General features: G+C 66.7%; 20 protein-coding genes. 6 read left to right on the top strand and 14 right to left on the bottom strand.

The window, feature by feature from the left end; genetic code table 11:
* Positions 1-26 precede the first annotated feature (26 nt).
* A complete protein-coding gene (locus tag BLR57_RS11490) occupies positions 27-863 on the bottom strand; it encodes a hypothetical protein (protein WP_089697697.1) in 837 nt (278 codons plus the stop codon).
* Entirely contained in the window at positions 860-2,113 is a 1,254-nt protein-coding gene (locus BLR57_RS11485) for an outer membrane protein assembly factor BamB family protein (protein ID WP_170830625.1), read from the bottom strand. The genes BLR57_RS11490 and BLR57_RS11485 overlap by 4 nt, the downstream gene beginning before the upstream one ends.
* Before the next feature lie 99 nt (positions 2,114-2,212).
* On the opposite strand from BLR57_RS11485, the gene BLR57_RS19410 reads away from it, so the two are divergent.
* Together BLR57_RS19410 and BLR57_RS11480 are read left to right on the top strand one after the other, a co-directional pair.
* Entirely contained in the window at positions 2,213-2,593 is a 381-nt protein-coding gene (locus tag BLR57_RS19410; RefSeq protein ID WP_170830624.1) for a nascent polypeptide-associated complex protein, read from the top strand.
* Entirely contained in the window at positions 2,590-3,309 is a 720-nt protein-coding gene (locus BLR57_RS11480; RefSeq protein ID WP_089697695.1) for a tRNA (adenine-N1)-methyltransferase, read from the top strand. The genes BLR57_RS19410 and BLR57_RS11480 overlap by 4 nt, the downstream gene beginning before the upstream one ends.
* A gap of 63 nt (positions 3,310-3,372) precedes the next feature.
* Here BLR57_RS11480 and BLR57_RS11475 read toward each other — a convergent pair whose 3' ends face one another.
* The 4 genes from BLR57_RS11475 to BLR57_RS11460 form a co-directional block, all read right to left on the bottom strand.
* Positions 3,373-3,984 (bottom strand): DUF6517 family protein, encoded by a 612-nt coding sequence (locus BLR57_RS11475; RefSeq protein WP_089697694.1) that lies wholly within the window; start codon positions 3,982-3,984, stop codon positions 3,373-3,375.
* Positions 3,985-4,305 carry a transcription factor S gene (locus BLR57_RS11470; RefSeq protein WP_089697693.1) on the bottom strand — a complete coding sequence of 107 codons (321 nt, stop codon included), beginning with the start codon at positions 4,303-4,305 and terminating at the stop codon, positions 3,985-3,987.
* Positions 4,306-4,400: 95 nt separating this feature from the next.
* Positions 4,401-4,655 carry a DUF5789 family protein gene (locus BLR57_RS11465; protein ID WP_089697692.1) on the bottom strand — a complete coding sequence of 85 codons (255 nt, stop codon included), beginning with the start codon at positions 4,653-4,655 and terminating at the stop codon, positions 4,401-4,403.
* A 67-nt stretch (positions 4,656-4,722) separates the two neighbouring features.
* Complete coding sequence (locus BLR57_RS11460; protein WP_089697691.1) at positions 4,723-5,496, bottom strand: enoyl-CoA hydratase/isomerase family protein; 774 nt, start codon at positions 5,494-5,496, stop codon at positions 4,723-4,725.
* A gap of 146 nt (positions 5,497-5,642) precedes the next feature.
* Between BLR57_RS11460 and BLR57_RS11455 the strand changes: the two genes are divergently transcribed.
* A complete protein-coding gene (locus BLR57_RS11455; protein WP_089697690.1) occupies positions 5,643-6,146 on the top strand; it encodes a DUF5797 family protein in 504 nt (167 codons plus the stop codon).
* Between the two features lie 363 nt (positions 6,147-6,509).
* On the opposite strand, the gene BLR57_RS11445 is transcribed toward BLR57_RS11455, so the two are convergent.
* Positions 6,510-7,511 carry a DUF5787 family protein gene (locus BLR57_RS11445; protein ID WP_089697688.1) on the bottom strand — a complete coding sequence of 334 codons (1,002 nt, stop codon included), beginning with the start codon at positions 7,509-7,511 and terminating at the stop codon, positions 6,510-6,512.
* 3 nt (positions 7,512-7,514) lie between these two features.
* Positions 7,515-7,976, bottom strand: coding sequence for a bis(5'-nucleosyl)-tetraphosphatase (locus BLR57_RS11440; RefSeq protein ID WP_089697687.1), 462 nt, complete (start codon positions 7,974-7,976; stop codon positions 7,515-7,517).
* Positions 7,977-8,147: 171 nt separating this feature from the next.
* On the opposite strand from BLR57_RS11440, the gene BLR57_RS11435 reads away from it, so the two are divergent.
* Complete coding sequence (locus tag BLR57_RS11435; RefSeq protein WP_089697686.1) at positions 8,148-8,480, top strand: uS10/mL48 family ribosomal protein; 333 nt, start codon at positions 8,148-8,150, stop codon at positions 8,478-8,480.
* A 175-nt stretch (positions 8,481-8,655) separates the two neighbouring features.
* Here the strand turns inward: BLR57_RS11435 and BLR57_RS11430 are convergent, their stop codons facing one another.
* Positions 8,656-8,922 carry a DUF7513 family protein gene (locus BLR57_RS11430; RefSeq protein WP_089697685.1) on the bottom strand — a complete coding sequence of 89 codons (267 nt, stop codon included), beginning with the start codon at positions 8,920-8,922 and terminating at the stop codon, positions 8,656-8,658.
* Positions 8,919-10,457 carry a Na+/H+ antiporter NhaC family protein gene (locus tag BLR57_RS11425; RefSeq protein ID WP_089697684.1) on the bottom strand — a complete coding sequence of 513 codons (1,539 nt, stop codon included), beginning with the start codon at positions 10,455-10,457 and terminating at the stop codon, positions 8,919-8,921. The genes BLR57_RS11430 and BLR57_RS11425 overlap by 4 nt, the downstream gene beginning before the upstream one ends.
* A 147-nt stretch (positions 10,458-10,604) precedes the next feature.
* On the opposite strand from BLR57_RS11425, the gene BLR57_RS11420 reads away from it, so the two are divergent.
* On the top strand, positions 10,605-11,879 hold the full coding sequence (locus BLR57_RS11420; protein ID WP_089697683.1) for an amidohydrolase: 1,275 nt from the start codon (positions 10,605-10,607) through the stop codon (positions 11,877-11,879).
* A 94-nt stretch (positions 11,880-11,973) separates the two neighbouring features.
* Positions 11,974-12,195 carry a hypothetical protein gene (locus tag BLR57_RS11415; protein ID WP_089697682.1) on the top strand — a complete coding sequence of 74 codons (222 nt, stop codon included), beginning with the start codon at positions 11,974-11,976 and terminating at the stop codon, positions 12,193-12,195.
* Positions 12,196-12,229: 34 nt separating this feature from the next.
* Here BLR57_RS11415 and BLR57_RS11410 read toward each other — a convergent pair whose 3' ends face one another.
* The 4 genes from BLR57_RS11410 to BLR57_RS11395 form a co-directional block, all read right to left on the bottom strand.
* Entirely contained in the window at positions 12,230-13,600 is a 1,371-nt protein-coding gene (locus tag BLR57_RS11410; RefSeq protein ID WP_089697681.1) for a geranylgeranyl reductase family protein, read from the bottom strand.
* Positions 13,601-13,722: 122 nt separating this feature from the next.
* On the bottom strand, positions 13,723-14,817 hold the full coding sequence (locus BLR57_RS11405) for an ABC transporter permease (protein ID WP_089697680.1): 1,095 nt from the start codon (positions 14,815-14,817) through the stop codon (positions 13,723-13,725).
* The gene (locus BLR57_RS11400; protein ID WP_089697679.1) at positions 14,810-16,126 is read right to left on the bottom strand and encodes an ABC transporter permease; all 1,317 of its coding nucleotides are present in this window, start codon (positions 16,124-16,126) and stop codon (positions 14,810-14,812) included. Before BLR57_RS11400 ends, BLR57_RS11405 begins: the two co-directional genes overlap by 8 nt.
* Entirely contained in the window at positions 16,123-17,682 is a 1,560-nt protein-coding gene (locus tag BLR57_RS11395) for an ABC transporter ATP-binding protein (protein ID WP_089697678.1), read from the bottom strand. Before BLR57_RS11395 ends, BLR57_RS11400 begins: the two co-directional genes overlap by 4 nt.
* Between the last annotated feature and the right edge of the window lie 72 nt (positions 17,683-17,754).

Raw genomic sequence — 17,754 nt, 5'->3', positions numbered from 1 at the left:
GCAGGAGAGAAGAAGCTGTGGTCGGGCTACAGGTTGGCTGCGTTCGGCCCGGCGGTCGCCGACGCCCCCGAGTCCGTCTCGGCTGCCTGCGCGGCCACCCGTTCGACGAACAGGCCGAGGACGACCGCGTGGAGCGTCCCGAAGACGGCCGAACTCAGGACGGGACCGACGACGGGGACGGCGGCGAGCAGCGTGTAGCCGAGACCGAGCAGGAGCAGGACACCGAAGACCGACCAGCCCCGGCCGGACGTCGCGACCCAACTCCGTTGGGCCGCCGCTCGGAAGCCGTCTCCCTGCACAAGATACGCCGGAATCACGAACAGCCGGACGGTTACGTAGGTCGCCCCGACGAACAGCGGCAGGCCGACGACGGCGGCACCGCCCGACAGCGTCAGTTCCGGGACGAGCCACAGGAAGACGACGAAGGCGGCGTAGCGTGCGAGGGCGACAGCCGAGAGTCCCCCGCCAATCACACGAGCGATGACGACCGCACCCGCGACGACGGCCGCCAGTCCGGCGACGAGTTCGACCCCCACGACCAACGCGAGATACTGGAGCTTCAGGTCGACGATCGCGTTTAGCGACGTCGTCGTCCGCGAGAGGACCGTCGGATAGAGCGAGGCCTGGATATCGACGCCGGTTTCGAAGCCGTAAGTCGTCGTGCGGACGGGGACTGGGATCCGCAGTCGGAGCAAGTCGACGCCAGCGGCGACGAGTGCGGCCAGCAGAAACGGGAGTGCGAGCGACGGCGAGTCCACGAGGCGGCGGCCAGCGTCGCCGGTGAGACCGGTCGACGTGAGCCGTTCTGCACGGGCGTCGTATCGGCTCGGCTCGCTGCTGTCGGAGCCACTTTCTGCACTCACCGTCCCGCCTCCAGCGCGTAGACGGACTCGTACCCGCCCGACACGAAGAGCACGCCGTCGCTCACCGCTGGAGTCCCCGCGCCGTTCTCCGTCTCGAACCGCCAGTGAACCGTCCCGTCTCCGGCGTCGACAGCGACGACGTCGAAGCCGTCGGCAGCGAGGTAGACGACGCCGTCGGCGACGACCGGGGTGGCCTCCCGCGCCACGTCGGGAACCCGCCACCGCTCCTCGCCCGTCGTCACGTCGACGGCGTGCAACGACCGGTCTTCGGTGTCCGAGACGACGAAGAGCGTGCCGTCGGCGACGGCGACGGCCCCGTCGTCGGTCACGTTGCCAGCGTGGTCGAAACGCCACAGTTCGCTCCCGTCGGCCGGGTCGAGTGCCGTCACGCCTTCCGGGTCGGGGAACAGGACACGGTCGTCCATCGCAGTCGGCGAGAACACGATGTCGCCGTCGACCTCCTGTTGCCACAGCTGTACACCCGTCTGTGCGTCGTAGGCTCCGGCTCCCTGTGGCCACCAGCCGACGTAGACGGTGCCGTCGTGGACGGCGGGGCGACCGGGCTGGCCACTGGCGTTCTCGTGGCCGACCTCGGTGTGCCACCGTTCGCGGCCACTGCTCGGGTCGAGTGCAGCGAGACGGTCCGTCACCGCGTCGGCGACGTAGACGACGCCGTCGGCGACGACGGGTGGAGAGGCGGTCGGCAGAGCACCGATAGTGAAGCGTGATGGCGGCTCGCCGCCCTGGTGCCACCGTTCGAATCCGAACCGTCTCCCGAGCAGGGTCGCGCCACCGCGGCTGTTGAGACCGACGTAGCCTTGCGAACCCGCGACGACGAGCGTCTTCGAACGGTACGCTTCCGCCGGGACCACCCCCGGTCCCGAGAGATACGACCCCTCCACGGCGTACTGGACGGTACCGTCGCGTGCGTCGAGCGCGGCCACACCCGCCCCGACGGCGTACAGCGTGTCGTCGACGAGAATCGGGGAGGCTCGCCCGCCGCGGAAGTCGTTCAGTTCCGTGCGCCACTTCACTTGGACGGACTCACCCGGTCCCGACACGTCCGGGTTGTAGCCCGTCCCGGCGGGGTCGTAGCGTTCGAGCGGCCAGTCGGAAAACGTCGATTCTCCCGGCTGTACCGACTGCGCGTCTCCAGTCGTCGCAAGCACCGACCCGGCGAGACCACCGGCGGCGACGGTTCCGCCAACACCGAGCACTGCTCGACGGGAGAGAGGGCTGTTGGGGACCACGCGCCGCGCTTCGCCGCAACCGGACAAATAGCTGACGTCCGGCAGCGAGGAGCTGAGGGCTTCGTCACCCTTTTTGTACCGGACCCCGACTCTCCGGGTATGTTTGGAGGCGGCGGTATGAACCCGCGGAAGATGAAGCAGATGATGAAACAGATGGGCATCGACGTCACGGAGCTCGAGGCCGAGGAGGTCATCATCCGGACGGCCGACGAGGAGCTCGTCTTCGACGGCGCGCAGGTCACGCGCATGGACGCGCAGGGCCAGGAGACCTACCAGATCGTCGGCGAGCCGACGTCGCGGCCGGTCGGTGCTGGCGACGCCAGCGCCGTCGAGGCCGGTGAGGAGTCCGCCGGCAGCGACATCCCGGACTCGGACATCCAGATCGTCGCCCAGCGCGCGGGCGTCGGCAAGGACGAGGCACGCGAAGCTCTCGAAGCCGAGAACGGCGACCTCGCGGCCGCCATCTCCCGGCTCGAGTGATACTCCTCGTCCACGGCGACCGAGAGTATCTCCGCGCACCGGGCGACGAACTACACACCGACCTCGGCATCGTCGAGGTGCCCGAGGACGTCGAACCCGGACAGGTACTGGAGTCACATCTGGGCGACGAGTTCGTCGTCCGCGAGCCGCGCGGCCCGGACCTGTTCAACCACTTCGAGCGGACCGGCGCGCCGATGATGCCGCGTGACGTGGGGCTCCTCGTCGGCCACACCGGCGCGGCGATGGGTGACAAGGTACTGGACGCCGGAACCGGAACGGGCGTCCTCTCGGCGTATCTCGGCCGACTTGGTGCCGAGGTGACCACCTACGAGCGGAAAGCCGAGTTCGCCGAGGTCGCCCGCGAGAACATGGACCTCGCTGGCGTCACGGACAACGTGGACGTGCGCACCGGCGACGTGACCGACCATCTCGACGACCTCTCGGGCTTCGACCTGCTGACCTTGGACACGGAGAACGCGCCCGAGGTCGTCGAACACGCGCCGGACCTGTTGGTGTCGGGTGGCTTCGTCGCCGTCTACTCGCCGTTCGTCGAAAACTCGCGCGCTTCGGTCGAGGCTGCCCGCGAGGCCGGACTGACAGATATCGAGACGTTCGAGACCATCCAGCGGCATATGGACTTCGGCGACCGCGGCTCGCGGCCGTCGACCGCGGGTGTCGGCCACACGGCCTATCTGACGTTCGCGCGTTACGAGTAGCAGTAGCCGGTAGCCAGTAGTCGGCCGTCACGAGACGCACGGCGCGCGGGACGTGTCGGCGCGCTACCGACGCTCGCCCGGCTGTACCGACCGAACGAGTTCGAACAGCTCCTCGCGGAACCGACCCGGTTCCAACCGCTTCTGTAGTTCTTCGACCTCTTGAGCTGCGTCGCCGCCGTCACGCCGTCCACCGCTGACGCCGGTCGGATACGCGCCACCGGCGAGGAAAAAGTCGCCGTCCGTCTCCCAGACCGCGAGCCAGCCCTGGACGTCGACCGTGAGGTCGCCGACCGGACACTGCCCGTCGTAGGCGACGAGCCGAGCGTCCGCGCCCGCGACGGAGAACGCGCGTTCGTCGGTCCGTTCGACCCGAGTGAAGCCCCGTTCGCGGAGCTGGTCCGCGAAGCTCCGACTCGCGCGGTCGGTCACGAGTTTTCGGAGCGTCCCCGATACCGGGGGCTGTGGCTTGAGGGATACGTGACTCGTGAGAAAGAACCGGCCCGGACCGTCGCTCCCTGTCGCGTCACGGACGGCCGTCGCGAGTTCGGGGTCTTCGTAGACGGCCGTCGCCGCCGTGACTGTGACGAGTCGGACGTCGAACGGCGTCTCGACGCGTTCGTCGACGAGTCGCCAGCCGTCGATGCGGTCGCTCGCGACGGCTGGCAACGTGGCCATCTAGTGGTCGTCCTCGCGCCACTTGTGTTCGCACTCGGTACAGACGAAGAAGCGTGTCTCGGACTCGTCGGCGGAGCGGATCTGCTGCATATACCAGTAGGCGCGGTCGTTCTCACACTTCGGACAGTGGACCTTCGTCGTCGGCAGTCCCTTGTCCTCGGCGTCGCTGACGTCGACGATTTCGCTCTTCTGTTGGCCCTGCGTCGTAACCATCTGCGCTTCCTTGGCACTGTCGCGGAGCTTCTCCGCGCCACAGCTGCCGCAGACCCAGTGGTCGCCATCCGTCTTCATCATCGAACCGCAGTCGTCACAGAATTCCATATTTGGTCTATGACTCGTCTCGGCCACTTAAAGCCGGGGATTCCCCCACCAGAACCGAACGACGGCGTATTCACCGTTATCGACGCGGAGAGACCTCAGGCGTCGCCGTCGGACTGTCCCGGCTCGCCGACGGCTTCGATGGGGAGCGTGTTGTTCAGTGCCGCGTAGAGTTCGTCCGCCCCGTGGAACCGCTCTGCCTGTGCCTCCGAGAGCATCTCTCCGAGGTTGGCCTCGCCGTCGGCCAACTGAACCGTCGTGTCCGAGAACTCTGTCGCCGCCTCGTCACGCGTCACCGGGAAGTCGAGGTCTTCGAACAGCGATTCGACTCGGCTCAGCTTCACCATATTCATAACGAATAATCATTCGCTTCTCAGATACTTAGCCTCACCGGTACTGTCTGTCTTCCCGACGGATCGCTCACTCGAAGTCAGGGTCGCGCTTCTCAAGGAACGCTGCGGCTCCCTCACGCTGGTCGTGGGTGCCGAACAGTCCGCTCCACGCCCGGCGTTCGAAGGCGAGTCCCGCCTGCTGTGGCTCCTCGTGGACCGCGTTGAGTGCCTCTTTCGCGACTCGCATCGCGTGTTTCGGCTTCGCGGCGAGTTCGGCGGCCATGTCGGCGACGTGCCCGTCCAGCTGGTCGTGGGCGACGACCTCGCCGACGAGACCGAGTTCGTAGGCGTCGCTGGCGTCGACGCGCTCGCCGAAGAAGATCAGCCGCCGAGCGTGCTCGTCGCCGACGAGTCGGGGGAGCCGCTGGGTGCCGCCCCAGCCCGGAACCAGCCCGAGGTCGATCTCGGGCTGGCCGATGACGGCGCGCTCGCTCGCCACTCGGAGGTCGCAGGCGAGCGCGACCTCGCAGCCGCCGCCGAAGGCGTAGCCGTTGACCGCGGCGATGACCGGCGCGGGGAACGACTCGATGGCGTCGAACACGCGGTGGCCGAGTTCGGAGTAGGCCTGCGCCTCCGTCGTCGAGAGCTCGCGCATATGGCTGATGTCCGCGCCGGCGATGAACGCCTTGTCGCCCGCGCCGGTGATGACGAGCGCACGCGCCCCCTCGGCTTCGGCCTCGTCGAGTGCCTCGCCCATCGCTTCGAGCGTCTCGACGTTGAGCGCGTTCATCGCGTCGGGGCGGTTGACGGTCAGCGTGGCGACGTCGCCGTCGAAGTCGAGTGTCACGGTGTCCCAAGACATGACAGAGCCGTCGTCGGGAACGGTGATAACCGTTCGGCAGGGGACGGGCGGCCGTGGCGAGCGGAATCAGTGGATAGGGGGCGGGCAGGAGGTGCAAACTGACTGTTCCAGAACGTAAATATGTCCCCGCTGCCGACACGCAGACAATGACACTCGACGAGGAGGAACAAGAGCGGCTGGTGGATATCGTCAAACTCCAGCCGACGAAGAACAAGGAACTCCAGAAGCGGTGGGGGCTGGAGAGCGGCAGCGAGGTCCACCAGTATCTCGAAGGCCATCTGAAGGACTACTACTACCGCGACGACAAGAGTCTGATTCGCGCGACGGCCGAGGCGGCCGAACTCGTCGGCGTCGACCCCGGCGTCGAAGGCGAGGAGGCCGAGGAGGGCGGCGTCCCGAGTATCATCCGCGTCCCCGAACTCGAATCGCAGGTCTTCCAGGTCGTCGCCGGTCCCGACGACCGCTCGGAGAGCGTCGTCAGCGTGCTCAACAAACTCCGCGCGGAGTTCGACATCGACCCCGAGGCGGGCGACGTCCGGAGTGCTCTGCAGAGCCTCCGCCGGAAGGGCGTCGTCGAAGTCGTCTACCGGACCGTCCCGACGTTCAAGCTGGCTGTCGAACGCGACGACGTGGAAGTCGAAGTCGTCTGAATAGTCTGTAGTGCGGTCTCTGCTTCGTGTGTCGGGACCTCGTTTTCGATACATGGGTCCCGTCGGTTGGTCATGTCTCGGCAGAAGTTACGGAACTCCCTCGAAAGCCCACGCACTGTCGACTCCCGGGCTTCGCTTCGCTCCTCACTCACTCTGTTCGCTGCGGTGCTTACTTCAGCCGGGTTCGTCGACAGTGCGTCCCCTTTCAGTCCCACCCGCCACCGCCACACCCTCCCCAACCGATTACGATGCTCGGTCGCTATCGCTCCCTGCGCTTCTCATCCCTCGCGTGAGTGGCTCGCGCCGATGAAACGGCACGAAGCCACGCGCCGGGGTGATCGATTCACTTGTCGCCACATGTGGTTACTCTGTTTCCCTTTCTCGGACCCACTCGCGCCGCCCCTCCAACAGCTGCTTGATGCCTTTTCCCGGTCCGCCTTCGATTGGCCAGCCGCCCGTCCGCCACTGCGGCGGCTCGGGCGAGAACTCCGCACAGGACCCCGAACACTGCGCGGCAGTCTGGCCACACTCTTTCGTCGCACACCACGGGACGAGCGCGCGACCCTCCCGCCGGAGTTCGAAGCCCCGACAGTCCGGCCGCATCGTCTCGTGGAACGACCGCCAACCCTTGCCGTAGGCGCGTTCGGCGATTTCGAGGCGACGGTCGGCCTTCTCGTCGGCGTCGAAGGCGTCGCTGTCGCTCGCGACGTCGAGCGTGCTCGGATGCCACACCACGTCGGCCGCGTCGGCGACGACGCCCCGCGAGAAGTCGAGCGTGAGGATGCCCACGTCGACCGGCAGGTCTTCGAGCAAGGCGGGTTCGACGCTCGCGCCCGTCGCCGCCGTCGCCACCCACACCTCGTCGGCGAGGGCGGTCTCGACGTCGTGTTCGAGTTGGGCCGAGAGCGCGCGCGCCGCGCTGGCGTCGAGGTCCGGCTTGTTCTCGATGGCGACGATGCGTCGCACCCAGTCGGGGTACGGCGCGACCCGCCGGATCTCGATTCGATTTCCTTGCTTTCGCTTCTCGACGACGCCGCGAGCCGCCGCGCGGTGGATGGCCTCACGGACGTAGCGCCACGGATAGCCCGGATGGGGGAGCGCGTCGCGGTAGTACGTCCACTCTGCGGGTGCGTTGCGGACGACGTGCAGGAGGTCGGAGTCGAGCGCGTCCTCGCCGAACTGCGCGCGAGCAGCGAATCCCTCCGGGTCGCACTCGACGACGATGGTGTCCCAGCGACGCTTCTGCGTGCCCAACTGGCGGGAGACGAAGACGGCCGAGTCGCGTCGCTCGTCGGGCGGCCAGGCCAACTCGGCCCACCGGCAGGCGAGCAGTTCGAAGCCGAACTCGGCGTCGCCGTAGGTCACGGCTCAGCCGAGGTAGGTCGTCGTCCCGTCCTCCTCGTCCTGTTCGGCCAGGTCGTCGAGATACTGGTGGGCGCGTTCGAGAATCTCGCGGGGACCGTCCTGCGTGATGGTGTTGATGGCCTGCTCGTAGTCGCGCCACTGCAGGTCGCGATGCTCTTTCGACAGTTCCGCGCTGGCCTCGAACGAGCGGGCGATGAACAGATGGACCGTCTTGTGGATGGTCTTGCCATTCGCCTCGAACACGTAGTCGTAGTCCTCGCGGAATCCGTCGATGAGGCGGAAATCACCGATGCCCGCCTCCTCTTTGACTTCTCTGATTGCCGTCTGCTGAAGCTCCTCGTTCCCCTCGACCCCGCCCTTCGGGAACTCCCAGTCCCCCGGGCGGCTCTTCAGGAGCAGATACTCCCGTCGGCCGCGGGTATCGCGGAAGAGGATGGCTCCAGCACTGACCGCTTCTACCGTCATTGCGCGGATGTAAACCACGGGCCGTTAAGAGAATATCGGACGAGAGACCCGAAAACCGGTCGGCGGGACCGAGTGTGAGCCACTTCGTCATGTGGGGGTGTCACGCGGCGCGGCGGTGTAGATGCGTTTTTGGTGCTGGATGTCCCCAGTACGTGATAGTCACCCCCAGCTATGACCTTCGTCACCAAACTCAGCTTTCAGAGCGGTGACCGCGCCGTCCTCGACGACGTGGTCTCCGACCTGAAAGCCATGATCGAACGCAAAGGCGCGGAGTGTAAAGGCCCCCACTCGTCGCCGCCCGAGCACGTCCGCGTCCCACAGTACCGCAACCTCGCCCCCGGCGACGAGTTCTCGTCGTGGGACTACACCGTCTACGCGCGCAAACTGGAGATCCACGGTGCCGACCACATCGCGCGCGAGGTCGGCCACATGGAGTTCCCCGCGAGCGTCCACGTCGAGATCGAAGTCGAACAGAAGAAGCCGCTCGGCCACCGCCGCAACTGATCTCTCCTCTCTGCAGTCTCGGTCGGTCGACCAGCGAAGCCGCCGCTCCGTGCGGTGGGGTCCTCTCAGTCGGTCGCGGAGCCACCGCTCCGTGCCGTGGCTCTCTCAGTCGCCCGTAGAACTGTCGCTCCGTGTCGTTTCGTCTCGATACCTGAAAAAGGAAGACTCGAACCGACTACTCCTCGTCGTCGAAGACGGAGAGTAGTTCGCCTGCGCCCTCGTGACGCTGCGCGTCGAACTCGGTGACGCGGAGTCGAACCCGCTTCTCGACGAGTTCGCCGTCGCCGTCTGCGTCCGGCAGCTGAATCACCGTGTCGCCGATGCGGACGATGGGCGTCGAGCCGTCCGTCCCGGTGACGAAGGCGGTGAGTTCGTCGCCGACGGCGTAGTCGGGCGTGCTCGTCCGGAAGCTCCAGCCGGCGAGCAGTTTCTTGACGTTCATACGCGGCTCACCTCCTCGCTCTGGCGGTCCGGCACGTACTCACGGCCGAAGCCGGTCCACGCGGCGACGATGAAGACGGCGACGAGGAACCAGCCGTGGAAGACGTACGGGAAGACCGACGCCGGATTGACCATCATCGACTGGGTGAACCACGGGGTCGCCTGCGAGCCGACGAGGTTCTGCATCGCCCCGTAGCCCGCGAGCAGACCGCCGCCCCACGGGAAGATGTATCCGAGCGCGGAGGTGTTGGCGTCGAGGATGTTGGCGCGGCGGTAGCCGTTGATGTTGAACCGCTCGCCGAGGCTGCGGATGTACGGCGCGATGGCGATCTCGGCGGCGGTGTTGATGGTGACCGTCGCGTTGACGAGCGCGGTGCCGAGCACCATCGTCATCTCCGCGCGGCGGACCGTCGTGGCGACGGTGCTGACGAGGAAGTCCTGAATCGCGTCGAAGCCGCCACCGGCGCGCATGATCTCGGCACTGGCGACGAGCAGGACGGTCAGGACGATGAGCGGGAAGAAGCCCGCTGCGCCCGTATAGAGGCTGCCGCCGACACCGGCGTTGGCCGGGTCGACCGGGACGACGAACGCCCCGAAGACCGGGAGGCTGTCGAGGACGGAGACGAGTGCTGCGCCCTCGGGCGCGTTGAAGGCGATCATGTCGCTCGGCGCGGCGAGACCGAGCACGAGGTTGAGCACCGCGGAGACGACGAGTCCCCACGAGACGGCCTCGATGATGTGGCGGCCGGCGACGGCCGTCACGATGACCACCGCGATGGAGAGCAGGTGGACGAGACCGAGCGGACCGACGCCCGCGGCCACGTCGCTGCCGACCTCCATCGGCTGACCGGCCAGCTGCGCACCGGCGACGAGGTAGGCGACGAACGCCAGTACGGCCGCGACAATCGCGTACTTGACACGGGAGGCGACGACGCCACCGATGTCGGCGTTCTGCGTCACCGCGGACACGATGGTGGTGTCACTCACGGGTGCGAGGTTGTCGCCGAAGACGGCTCCCGAGAGGATGGCACCGAACAGCAGGACGGGGTTCGCCCCGAGCAGGATACCGGCGGGGAAGACGAGACCGGTGAAGGCGATGGCGGTCCCGTAGCCGGTCCCGATGCCCGTCGCCAGCAGCGCGGCGAAGAGGAACGTCAGTGCCGGAAAGAGCGCGGCACCGACGTTCAGGGCGGTCGACGCCCACACGAGACCGTCGACGAAGCCGCCGACCTGGATGGTCTGGGCGAACATCCCGGCCCAGAGCCACGCGACGATGGCGGTCGCGGCGACCCGGCGGGTCATCCCCTCGAAGATGACGTCGGCGTAGGTCTTCCACGGTCCCTTCACGAAGAAGAGACCGACGATGAGGCCGACGAGCATCCCGGCGACCAGTCCTGTTGTGTCCCCGATTCCGAGCAGTCCGCTCTGGACGATGGCCCAGGCGATGAAGAATGCGATGGGCAGCGCGCTGACGAGACGCCCCCCACGGAACGACAGCTCTGGTTCGGTCGATGAACTGGTTTCGACGTTGCTCATCTACTCGGGACGATACCGACCACAGTATAAAATCGTGCGGAATTTGTCTCCTGTCACCCGACGGAACCCCTCCCCTCCGGCGACTGTCTCGGCCGTGACACACCCCGGATGTCATCACTTATCACCCCCGACAGCCTCCGACGAGATATGAGCAGTCTCTCCGAGGAACTCGTCGCGTTCCGTCGCGACCTGCACCGCCATCCCGAGCCCGCCTGGCGCGAGTTCTACACCACCGCCCGCATCGTCGACGAACTGGAGACGCGCCCGCTCGACGAACTCTACGTCGGCAGCGAGGTCCTCACCGACGAGCGACTCGCACTCCCCGACGAGGCGACGCTCGACGAGTGGCTCGAACAGGCCCGCGCCGACGGTGCGCGCGAGGACCTCTTGGAGAAGGTCGCGGGCGGCAACACGGGCGCGCTCGCCGTCCTCAAGCGCGGTGAGGGACCCACCATCGGTCTCCGCGTCGACATCGACGCGCTTCCCATCCTGGAATCCGAGTCCGACGGCCACCATCCTGCTGCCAACGGCTTCCGCTCGGAACACGAGGGGTTCATGCACGCCTGCGGCCACGACGGCCACGCGACGCTCGGTCTCGGCGTCCTGGACGCCGTCATCGACAGCGACTTCCAGGGCACGCTGAAGGTGTTCTTCCAGCCCAGCGAGGAGCAGATCGCGGGCGGCAAGCCGATGGCCGAGAGCGGCCATCTCGACGACGTCGACTACCTCCTCGCTGCCCATCTCGGTCTCGACCATCCGACCGGGCAGATCGTCGCCGGTATCGACGGCTTCCTCGCGGTGCACCACTTCCACGCCGACTTCACGGGGTACCCCTCACACGCCGGTGCGAAGCCCGAGGAGGGCGACAACGCCGTCCTCGCGATGGCGACGGCCATCCAGAACCTCTACAGCATCTCGCGGCACTCAGACGGCGCGACCCGCGTCAACGCCGGACTCGTCGGCGGTGGCACCGCGACGAACATCATCCCCGAGGAGTCGTTCATCGAGGGCGAGGTTCGCGGCGAGACGACCGAGCTGATGGAGTATATGCGCGAGAAGGCCGAGCGAGTCATGCGCTCTGCAGCCGAGATGCACGGCTGCGAGGTCGACGTCAAGACCGAAGGCATGGCTCCGAGTGCCCGCAGCGACGACGAGATTCGCAACGTCGTCGCCGACGTCGCGGGCACCACCGAGGGCGTCACCAACGTCCTCCCGACCGACTCGCTCGGCGGCAGCGAGGACGCGACGTTCCTCATGCAGCGCGTCCAAGAGCACGGCGGCAAGGCGGCCTACATCGGCGTCGGCACGAACCACCCCGGCGGCCACCACACGAGCACGTTCGACGTCGACGAGGAGTCGCTCGGAATCGGCATCGACGTCCTCTCAGGTGCGATTCTGAAGCTGGCCCAAGAGCGGCCCTGAACCGAGGAGAGCCGTCCGAGCCTGCACCGAGAGCCAACGTCCGAGCGACAAACAAGTTTCTTCACGATCCCAGTCTCATGCGATAAATGTGAGGATGCTAGAGTTCGTCCGGTCGAGCCCGCTCTTCAGCAGTCTCCGGTTGGTCCTCTGTCTCGGCCTCACGGTCTTCGTCCTGACGACTGACGTACTGTTCATCGGCTTCAAAGACATCCAAACGACCGCTGAATTCGCCACCGAGGTCGTGATTCACACGCTCGGATTCTACGGCGGATACACCATCGTGGCCTTGTTCAACCGCCCCAGCGACAGCGGGTAGACTCCCGTCCCGACAGATGGGGTCCGCTCGCGGCCTAGTACTTGGGTTCCGCGCCGGTCGTCTCGTAGATGCGGTCCATCAGCTCGTCGCGGTAGTTCTGCCAGCCCGACAGCGCGCCCGGGCGGCTCGGATAGCGGTCGTAGTGGTCGATGAGCTTGTCGGCGAGCTGCTTCGTCTTGTAGAAGGTGTAGAGGACGTCCCAGTAGTCGCGGCTCTGGATGGCGACCTGTGCCTTGAGCTTCCAGCTCATGTTCGTCTTCCCGGCGTAGAGCGCCTCCGAGATCTGCTCGCCCGGCAGTGCGGCCAGCAGGCTCTCGAGGTCGTCGACCTCGCCGGCGGTGACGAGGATGTTGTAGACGTCGAGCGCGGCGTAGCGGCCGCCGAAGTGCTCCATGATCCGCTGGTTGTACCGCCAGAGGTTCGCTTCGGAGACGTCGCCGTCGCCGACGGCTTTCACGGCCTGCTCGCCCGCGTACTTCCCGCCGTAGGCCGCGCCGGCGATGCCGCCGCCGGTCGTCGGGTTGACGTGGGCCGCGGCGTCGCCGATGGCCATGTAGCCCGGCGCGACCGCCGAGTCGTAGGGCCGTCGCGTCGGCAGCGAGGCACCGAGTTTGTCCTTCACTTCCGCGCCCTTGAACTCCTCGCGGTTGCGGAGATCCTCTTTGAGGTCCTCGACGAGCTTCATCGGCTGCTCGTTCATCTGGAAGCCGAGGCCAGCGTTGATCTCGGTGTCCGTCCGCGGGAAGTACCAGAGGTAGCCCGCCGCGCGCTTCGTCGGCTTGAAGACGAGCGCGTCGTCCCACTCGACGGGTTCCTCGACCTCGACGATCTCCCGGTAGGCCGAACAGAACTGCGAGTAGGAGACGTTGGTGTCGAAGGTCGCATCGGAGAAGTCGACCTTGTCCTGCAGGAGCGACAGCGCGCCCGCGGCGTCGATGGTGATGGGTGCGTCGTATTCGACGGCCTCGCCCTTGCGCTTGCCCGTGATGCCCGTCACCGTGCCGTCGTCGTCCTGCGTCACGTCTTGGACGACGGTGTCGTAGTGGAACTCCGCGCCAGCCTCTTTCGCACCCTCGATGATGAGGCGGCCGAACTCCCAGCGGTCGAGGACCGCGAGTTCGCCCGGAATCGGGATTTCGAGGACCGTGTCGTGGCTCGGAATCTCGAAGCGGCCGTGCGTGACGTCCGTGTTGGTGAACGCCGGTTCGATCTTCTCCTTCGGAATCGCCTCGGGGAAGGCGTCCGCACCCTTGAGCGCGTCGCCACAGGCGATGTGGCCCGCCTCCTCCTCGTCCTTGCGCTCGACGACGACGACGTCCAGTCCCTCGTTCGCGATGGTCGCCGCGGCGTAGCAGCCGGACGTACCCGCGCCGACGATGACGACGTCGTACTCGTGTGTGGTCATGCCTCTGTCTCCCGGGTCCGGGAGCAAAACTCTTTATCCCCGAATCGGTCCTCGCGCGTCCGACGTATCCACGGATGGCTCTCTCAACGGGAGAAAATGTCAAAAACCGCATAAAACCGTGCTCAGTCGTCGCCGGAGTCGTAATGTTCGCCTGCCGCTTTGGGAATCTTCGTCCGCCCGACGAGCGCGAGCACGACGATGACCGTCACGTACGGCACCGTCTGGATGAGCGTGTCGGGGATGGCGTAGCCCGGCACCTGCTGGAGACGGAGTTGGACGGCCTCCAGTCCGGCGAAGAGGAACGACGCGCCGAACGCGCCGACCGGGTTGTAGTTGCCGAACAGGAACGCCACGATGGCGATGAACCCCTTGCCGTTGACCATCGTCTGACCGTTGCCGATGAACTGGCCGAGGCTGAGCGAGAGTGCCGCGCCGCCGACGCCCGAGAGGACGCCGGAGAGCAGCACGCCCGCGTAGCGGACGCGGCTGACGTTGACGCCGACCGTGTCCAGTGCCTTCGGGTTCTCCCCGCTGGCCTGAATCCACTTGCCGAAGGAGGTCCGGTTGAGGACGAACCAGCTGACCGGGACGGCGATGAGCATCAGATAGACGACGGGCGTCGCGCTGAACAGTGCCCCGAAGAACGGGATGTCCGAGAGCACCGGAATCGTCCACTCCTGGAAGGTGCCCGCGCTGCCGAGGTTCGCGGAGTTCGGACTGCCGTACTTGACGTTCGCCGCGAACGGCGCGAGACCGAGCGCGATGAGCCAGACGGCCAGCCCCGCGATGATCTGGTCGGCACGGAACTCGATGCAGACGATGGCGAAGAGCAGCGAGAACAGCGTGCTGGCGACGATCCCGGCGAGGAAGCCGACCCAGACCGCGTCGACGAAGAGCACCGACTGCCCCACGCCGACGATGTCGGTGACGAGCACGCCCGTGAACGCCGAGATGATGAGCAGCCCCTCCAGTCCGATGTTGATGACGCCGCTCTTCTCGGCGAAGATGCCGCCGAGTGCCGCGAAGACGATGGGGACGGCGAGCCGCAGCGCCGAACTCAGCGTACTCTCGCTCGTGATGATGCGGAACAGCTCCGCGGCGATGCTGCCGGGGAAGAGCAGCCCCGCGACCGCGACGAGCGCGAAGACGCCGACCGTCCCCGCGGCGATACCCTGCCGGTAGCTGAGGGACGCGAGCGGGTTCTCCGTCTCACTCATCGTCCGCACCTCCCTCGACGGAAGCGTCGTCGTCGACGGTCCCGCCGTCGGCCGCGACGGCCGTGTCGTCGTCGCCGCTCAGGTCGACGACGCGCGTGCCGATCATGCGGAAGAACTCCGGCATAGCGACGAACAGGATGATCAGCCCGCGGAGGACGCCCACGAGCTGTTTCGGGACGCCCGTCTGGAACTGGACCGCGAGCGACCCGCTCTTGAGAGTCCCGAACAGCAGTGCCGCCGGAACCACGCCGAGCGGGTTGTTGCCCGCGAGGATGGAGACGGTGATGCCGTCGAAGCCGAAGGCGGGAACGCCCGTCTGCCAGCGGCCGACGACCATCAGTACCCAGACCGCACCGCCGATGCCGCCGATGGCACCCGAGAGTGCCATCGACGTGACCGTGGTTCGCTTGGCGTCGACGCCGCCGTACTCGGCGGCATCGGGCTGTTGGCCGCTCGTCCGCAGGTCGTAGCCGAAGGAGGTGCGCTCGATGACGAAGTAGAGCACACCCACGAGGACGAGTCCGAAGACGAGTGCGATGAGCGAGAAGTCACCGCCCTGCGGGAAGCCGAACGGCAGGAACGACGAGACGGGGAGGAGCAGCCCGAAGTCGGGGATGGGCGTCGTCTCGACGACCTGGCTGTCGGGGTTCTTGAAGAACTCGTCGACGAGGACGAACGCCACGCGCGCCGCGATGAAGTTGAGCATGATGGTCGTGATGACCTCGTTGGCGTCGGCGTAGGCCTTCAACGCACCCGGGATGGCCCCGTAGAACCCGCCCGCGAGCGCGCCGACGGTGATGCCGAGCGGGATGAGAATCAGCCCGCCGACGACGCCCGAGGGGGTGACCCCCGAGGCGTAGAAGACGACGATGCCCGTGGTGAGCGCGCCGATGAGGAGCTGGCCCTGCGTCCCGATGTTGAAGAGACCGGCGCGGAACGCGACGGCGACCGAGAGACCGGTGAAGACGAGCAGCGTCGTCTCCTTCAGCGTCAGCGCGAGTCCGAAGTTGAACAGGCTCCAGTTGGGGTTGAAGACCGCCGGGTCGTTCAGCGCGAACAGACCGCCGAGTGCCCCGTTGAACAGTACGAGATACACCTGAATCGGGTCGTAACAGAAGCCGACGCCGAAGTACGTCGCCGCGGCGGCCTCACAGGTCGCGACGCGGCCGGAGACGAGCACGAGCGCGCCGCCGACGAGGACGGCGAGCACGAGCGCGGCCACGCTGATGAGGAGCCGTTCGACGCCCGAGAGACCGACGAGCCGTTCGAGCGCGCCCTTGACGCCGCCCTGGGAGTCACTCCCGCTCATCGGTTCCCTCCGTCCGTCGTCACGGCGGCACGTTCGCCGCCGTCGATGTGCTCACCGGCCATCAGCAGGCCGATCTGTTCTTCGGTCACGGTCGCCGGGTCGACGACGTCCATGATTTCGCCGTCGTGCATCACGGCGAGGCGGTCCGACAGCCCCTGCACTTCGGTGAGATTCGACGAGACGAGCACGATGGCCTTGCCCTCTCGGCGGAGGTCGAGCAGGCGGTCGTGGATGAAGTTGGTCGCCCCGATGTCGACGCCGCGGGTCGGATGGGTGGCGACGACGAGGTCGGGGTCCCGCTCGAACTCGCGGCCGACGATGAACTTCTGCTGGTTGCCGCCGGAGAAAGACTCCGCGTCGGCCTCGGCGTTCGGCGGTCGCACGTCGTACTGCGAGATTATCTCGTCGGTGTGGGTCCGCGCTCGGCCCCAGTTGATTCGGCCGCGCTTCGCGAACGGTTCGCTGTGTTGGCTGCCGAGGATGCTGTTCTGCGTCAGGTCGAAGTCCATCACCAGCCCGCGCTCGTGGCGGTCCTCGGGGATGTAAGCCATCCCGCTGTCGATGCGCTGCTTGCGCGGCGCGTGGGTGATGTCGCGGTTCTTGTACGTGATCTCTCCCGCCGTCGGCGTCTTGAGACCGGTCACACACTCGATCAGTTCGGACTGGCCGTTGCCGTCGATGCCGGCGATGCCGAAGATCTCGCCTTCGCGGACGGCGAAGTCGGCGTCGGAGACGACTTCGACGCCGCGGTTGTCCTCGGCGGAGAGCCCGGCGACGTCGAGGACGGTCTCGCCCGCCTCTTGGTCGTCCGTCTCGGTCTCCATCAGGACTTCGCGGCCGACCATCAGCTCCGCGAGCTGCTCGCGGGTCGTGTCGGCGGTGTCGACGGTACCGACGTTCTTGCCGTCGCGGAGGACCGTCACCTCGTCGGCGGCGTCCATCACTTCGCCCAGCTTGTGGGAGATGAAGATGATGGTCTTCCCCTGGTCGGTGAGTTCGTCGAACACCTCGAACAGTTCGTCGACCTCCTGTGGGGTGAGGACGGCCGTCGGCTCGTCGAGAATGAGGACGTCTGCGCCCCGGTAGAGGGCTTTGAGAATTTCGACACGCTGTTGGACGCCGACGGAGACGTCCTCGATCTTCGCGTCGGGGTCGACGTCGAAGCCGTAGCGGTCGGACAGTTCGCGCACCTGCTTTCGGGCCCGCGCCGAGTCCACGGCGAGGCCGCCCCACTTTCGGGGTTCGTTGCCGAGAACGATGTTCTCGGTGACCGTCATGGGGTCGACCAGCATGAAGTGCTGGTGGATCATGCCGATCCCGGCGTCGATGGCGTCACGGGGTGAGTCGAAGTCGCGGGCAGTGCCGTCGATGCGAACCGTCCCCTCTGTCGGTTGATACAGGCCGTAGAGGATGTTCATCAACGTCGTCTTGCCCGCGCCGTTCTCACCTAACAGCGCGTGGACCGTGCCGCGCTCGACGGAGAGGTCGACGTCGTCGTTGGCGATGACCCCCGGAAAGCGTTTGGTGATGCCGTCGAGATGAACCGCGGTACTCATCTGCCCGCAGATTTTGCACGGTTCCGTATAAAGACGTGGATTCGGCTCCAGAGAAAAGGGGTTTCGGGCCGT

This window comes from Halogranum gelatinilyticum (genome assembly GCF_900103715.1).
Lineage (GTDB): Archaea > Halobacteriota > Halobacteria > Halobacteriales > Haloferacaceae > Halogranum > Halogranum gelatinilyticum.
This window is presented reverse-complemented; position numbering and strand designations above follow the sequence as displayed.

Excerpts from the sequence above, each read along its gene's own strand:
- BLR57_RS19410 (WP_170830624.1), top strand. The coding sequence starts at position 2,213 with ATGTTTGGAGGCGGCGGTATGAACCCGCGGAAGATGAAGCAGATGATG.
- BLR57_RS11475 (WP_089697694.1), bottom strand. The coding sequence starts at position 3,984 with ATGGCCACGTTGCCAGCCGTCGCGAGCGACCGCATCGACGGCTGGCGA.
- BLR57_RS11470 (WP_089697693.1), bottom strand. The coding sequence starts at position 4,305 with ATGGAATTCTGTGACGACTGCGGTTCGATGATGAAGACGGATGGCGAC.
- BLR57_RS11465 (WP_089697692.1), bottom strand. The coding sequence starts at position 4,655 with ATGAATATGGTGAAGCTGAGCCGAGTCGAATCGCTGTTCGAAGACCTC.
- BLR57_RS11460 (WP_089697691.1), bottom strand. The coding sequence starts at position 5,496 with ATGTCTTGGGACACCGTGACACTCGACTTCGACGGCGACGTCGCCACG.
- BLR57_RS11455 (WP_089697690.1), top strand. The coding sequence starts at position 5,643 with ATGACACTCGACGAGGAGGAACAAGAGCGGCTGGTGGATATCGTCAAA.
- BLR57_RS11440 (WP_089697687.1), bottom strand. The coding sequence starts at position 7,976 with ATGACGGTAGAAGCGGTCAGTGCTGGAGCCATCCTCTTCCGCGATACC.
- BLR57_RS11435 (WP_089697686.1), top strand. The coding sequence starts at position 8,148 with ATGACCTTCGTCACCAAACTCAGCTTTCAGAGCGGTGACCGCGCCGTC.
- BLR57_RS11430 (WP_089697685.1), bottom strand. The coding sequence starts at position 8,922 with ATGAACGTCAAGAAACTGCTCGCCGGCTGGAGCTTCCGGACGAGCACG.
- BLR57_RS11425 (WP_089697684.1), bottom strand. The coding sequence starts at position 10,457 with ATGAGCAACGTCGAAACCAGTTCATCGACCGAACCAGAGCTGTCGTTC.
- BLR57_RS11420 (WP_089697683.1), top strand. The coding sequence starts at position 10,605 with ATGAGCAGTCTCTCCGAGGAACTCGTCGCGTTCCGTCGCGACCTGCAC.
- BLR57_RS11415 (WP_089697682.1), top strand. The coding sequence starts at position 11,974 with ATGCTAGAGTTCGTCCGGTCGAGCCCGCTCTTCAGCAGTCTCCGGTTG.
- BLR57_RS11410 (WP_089697681.1), bottom strand. The coding sequence starts at position 13,600 with ATGACCACACACGAGTACGACGTCGTCATCGTCGGCGCGGGTACGTCC.
- BLR57_RS11405 (WP_089697680.1), bottom strand. The coding sequence starts at position 14,817 with ATGAGTGAGACGGAGAACCCGCTCGCGTCCCTCAGCTACCGGCAGGGT.
- BLR57_RS11400 (WP_089697679.1), bottom strand. The coding sequence starts at position 16,126 with ATGAGCGGGAGTGACTCCCAGGGCGGCGTCAAGGGCGCGCTCGAACGG.
- BLR57_RS11395 (WP_089697678.1), bottom strand. The coding sequence starts at position 17,682 with ATGAGTACCGCGGTTCATCTCGACGGCATCACCAAACGCTTTCCGGGG.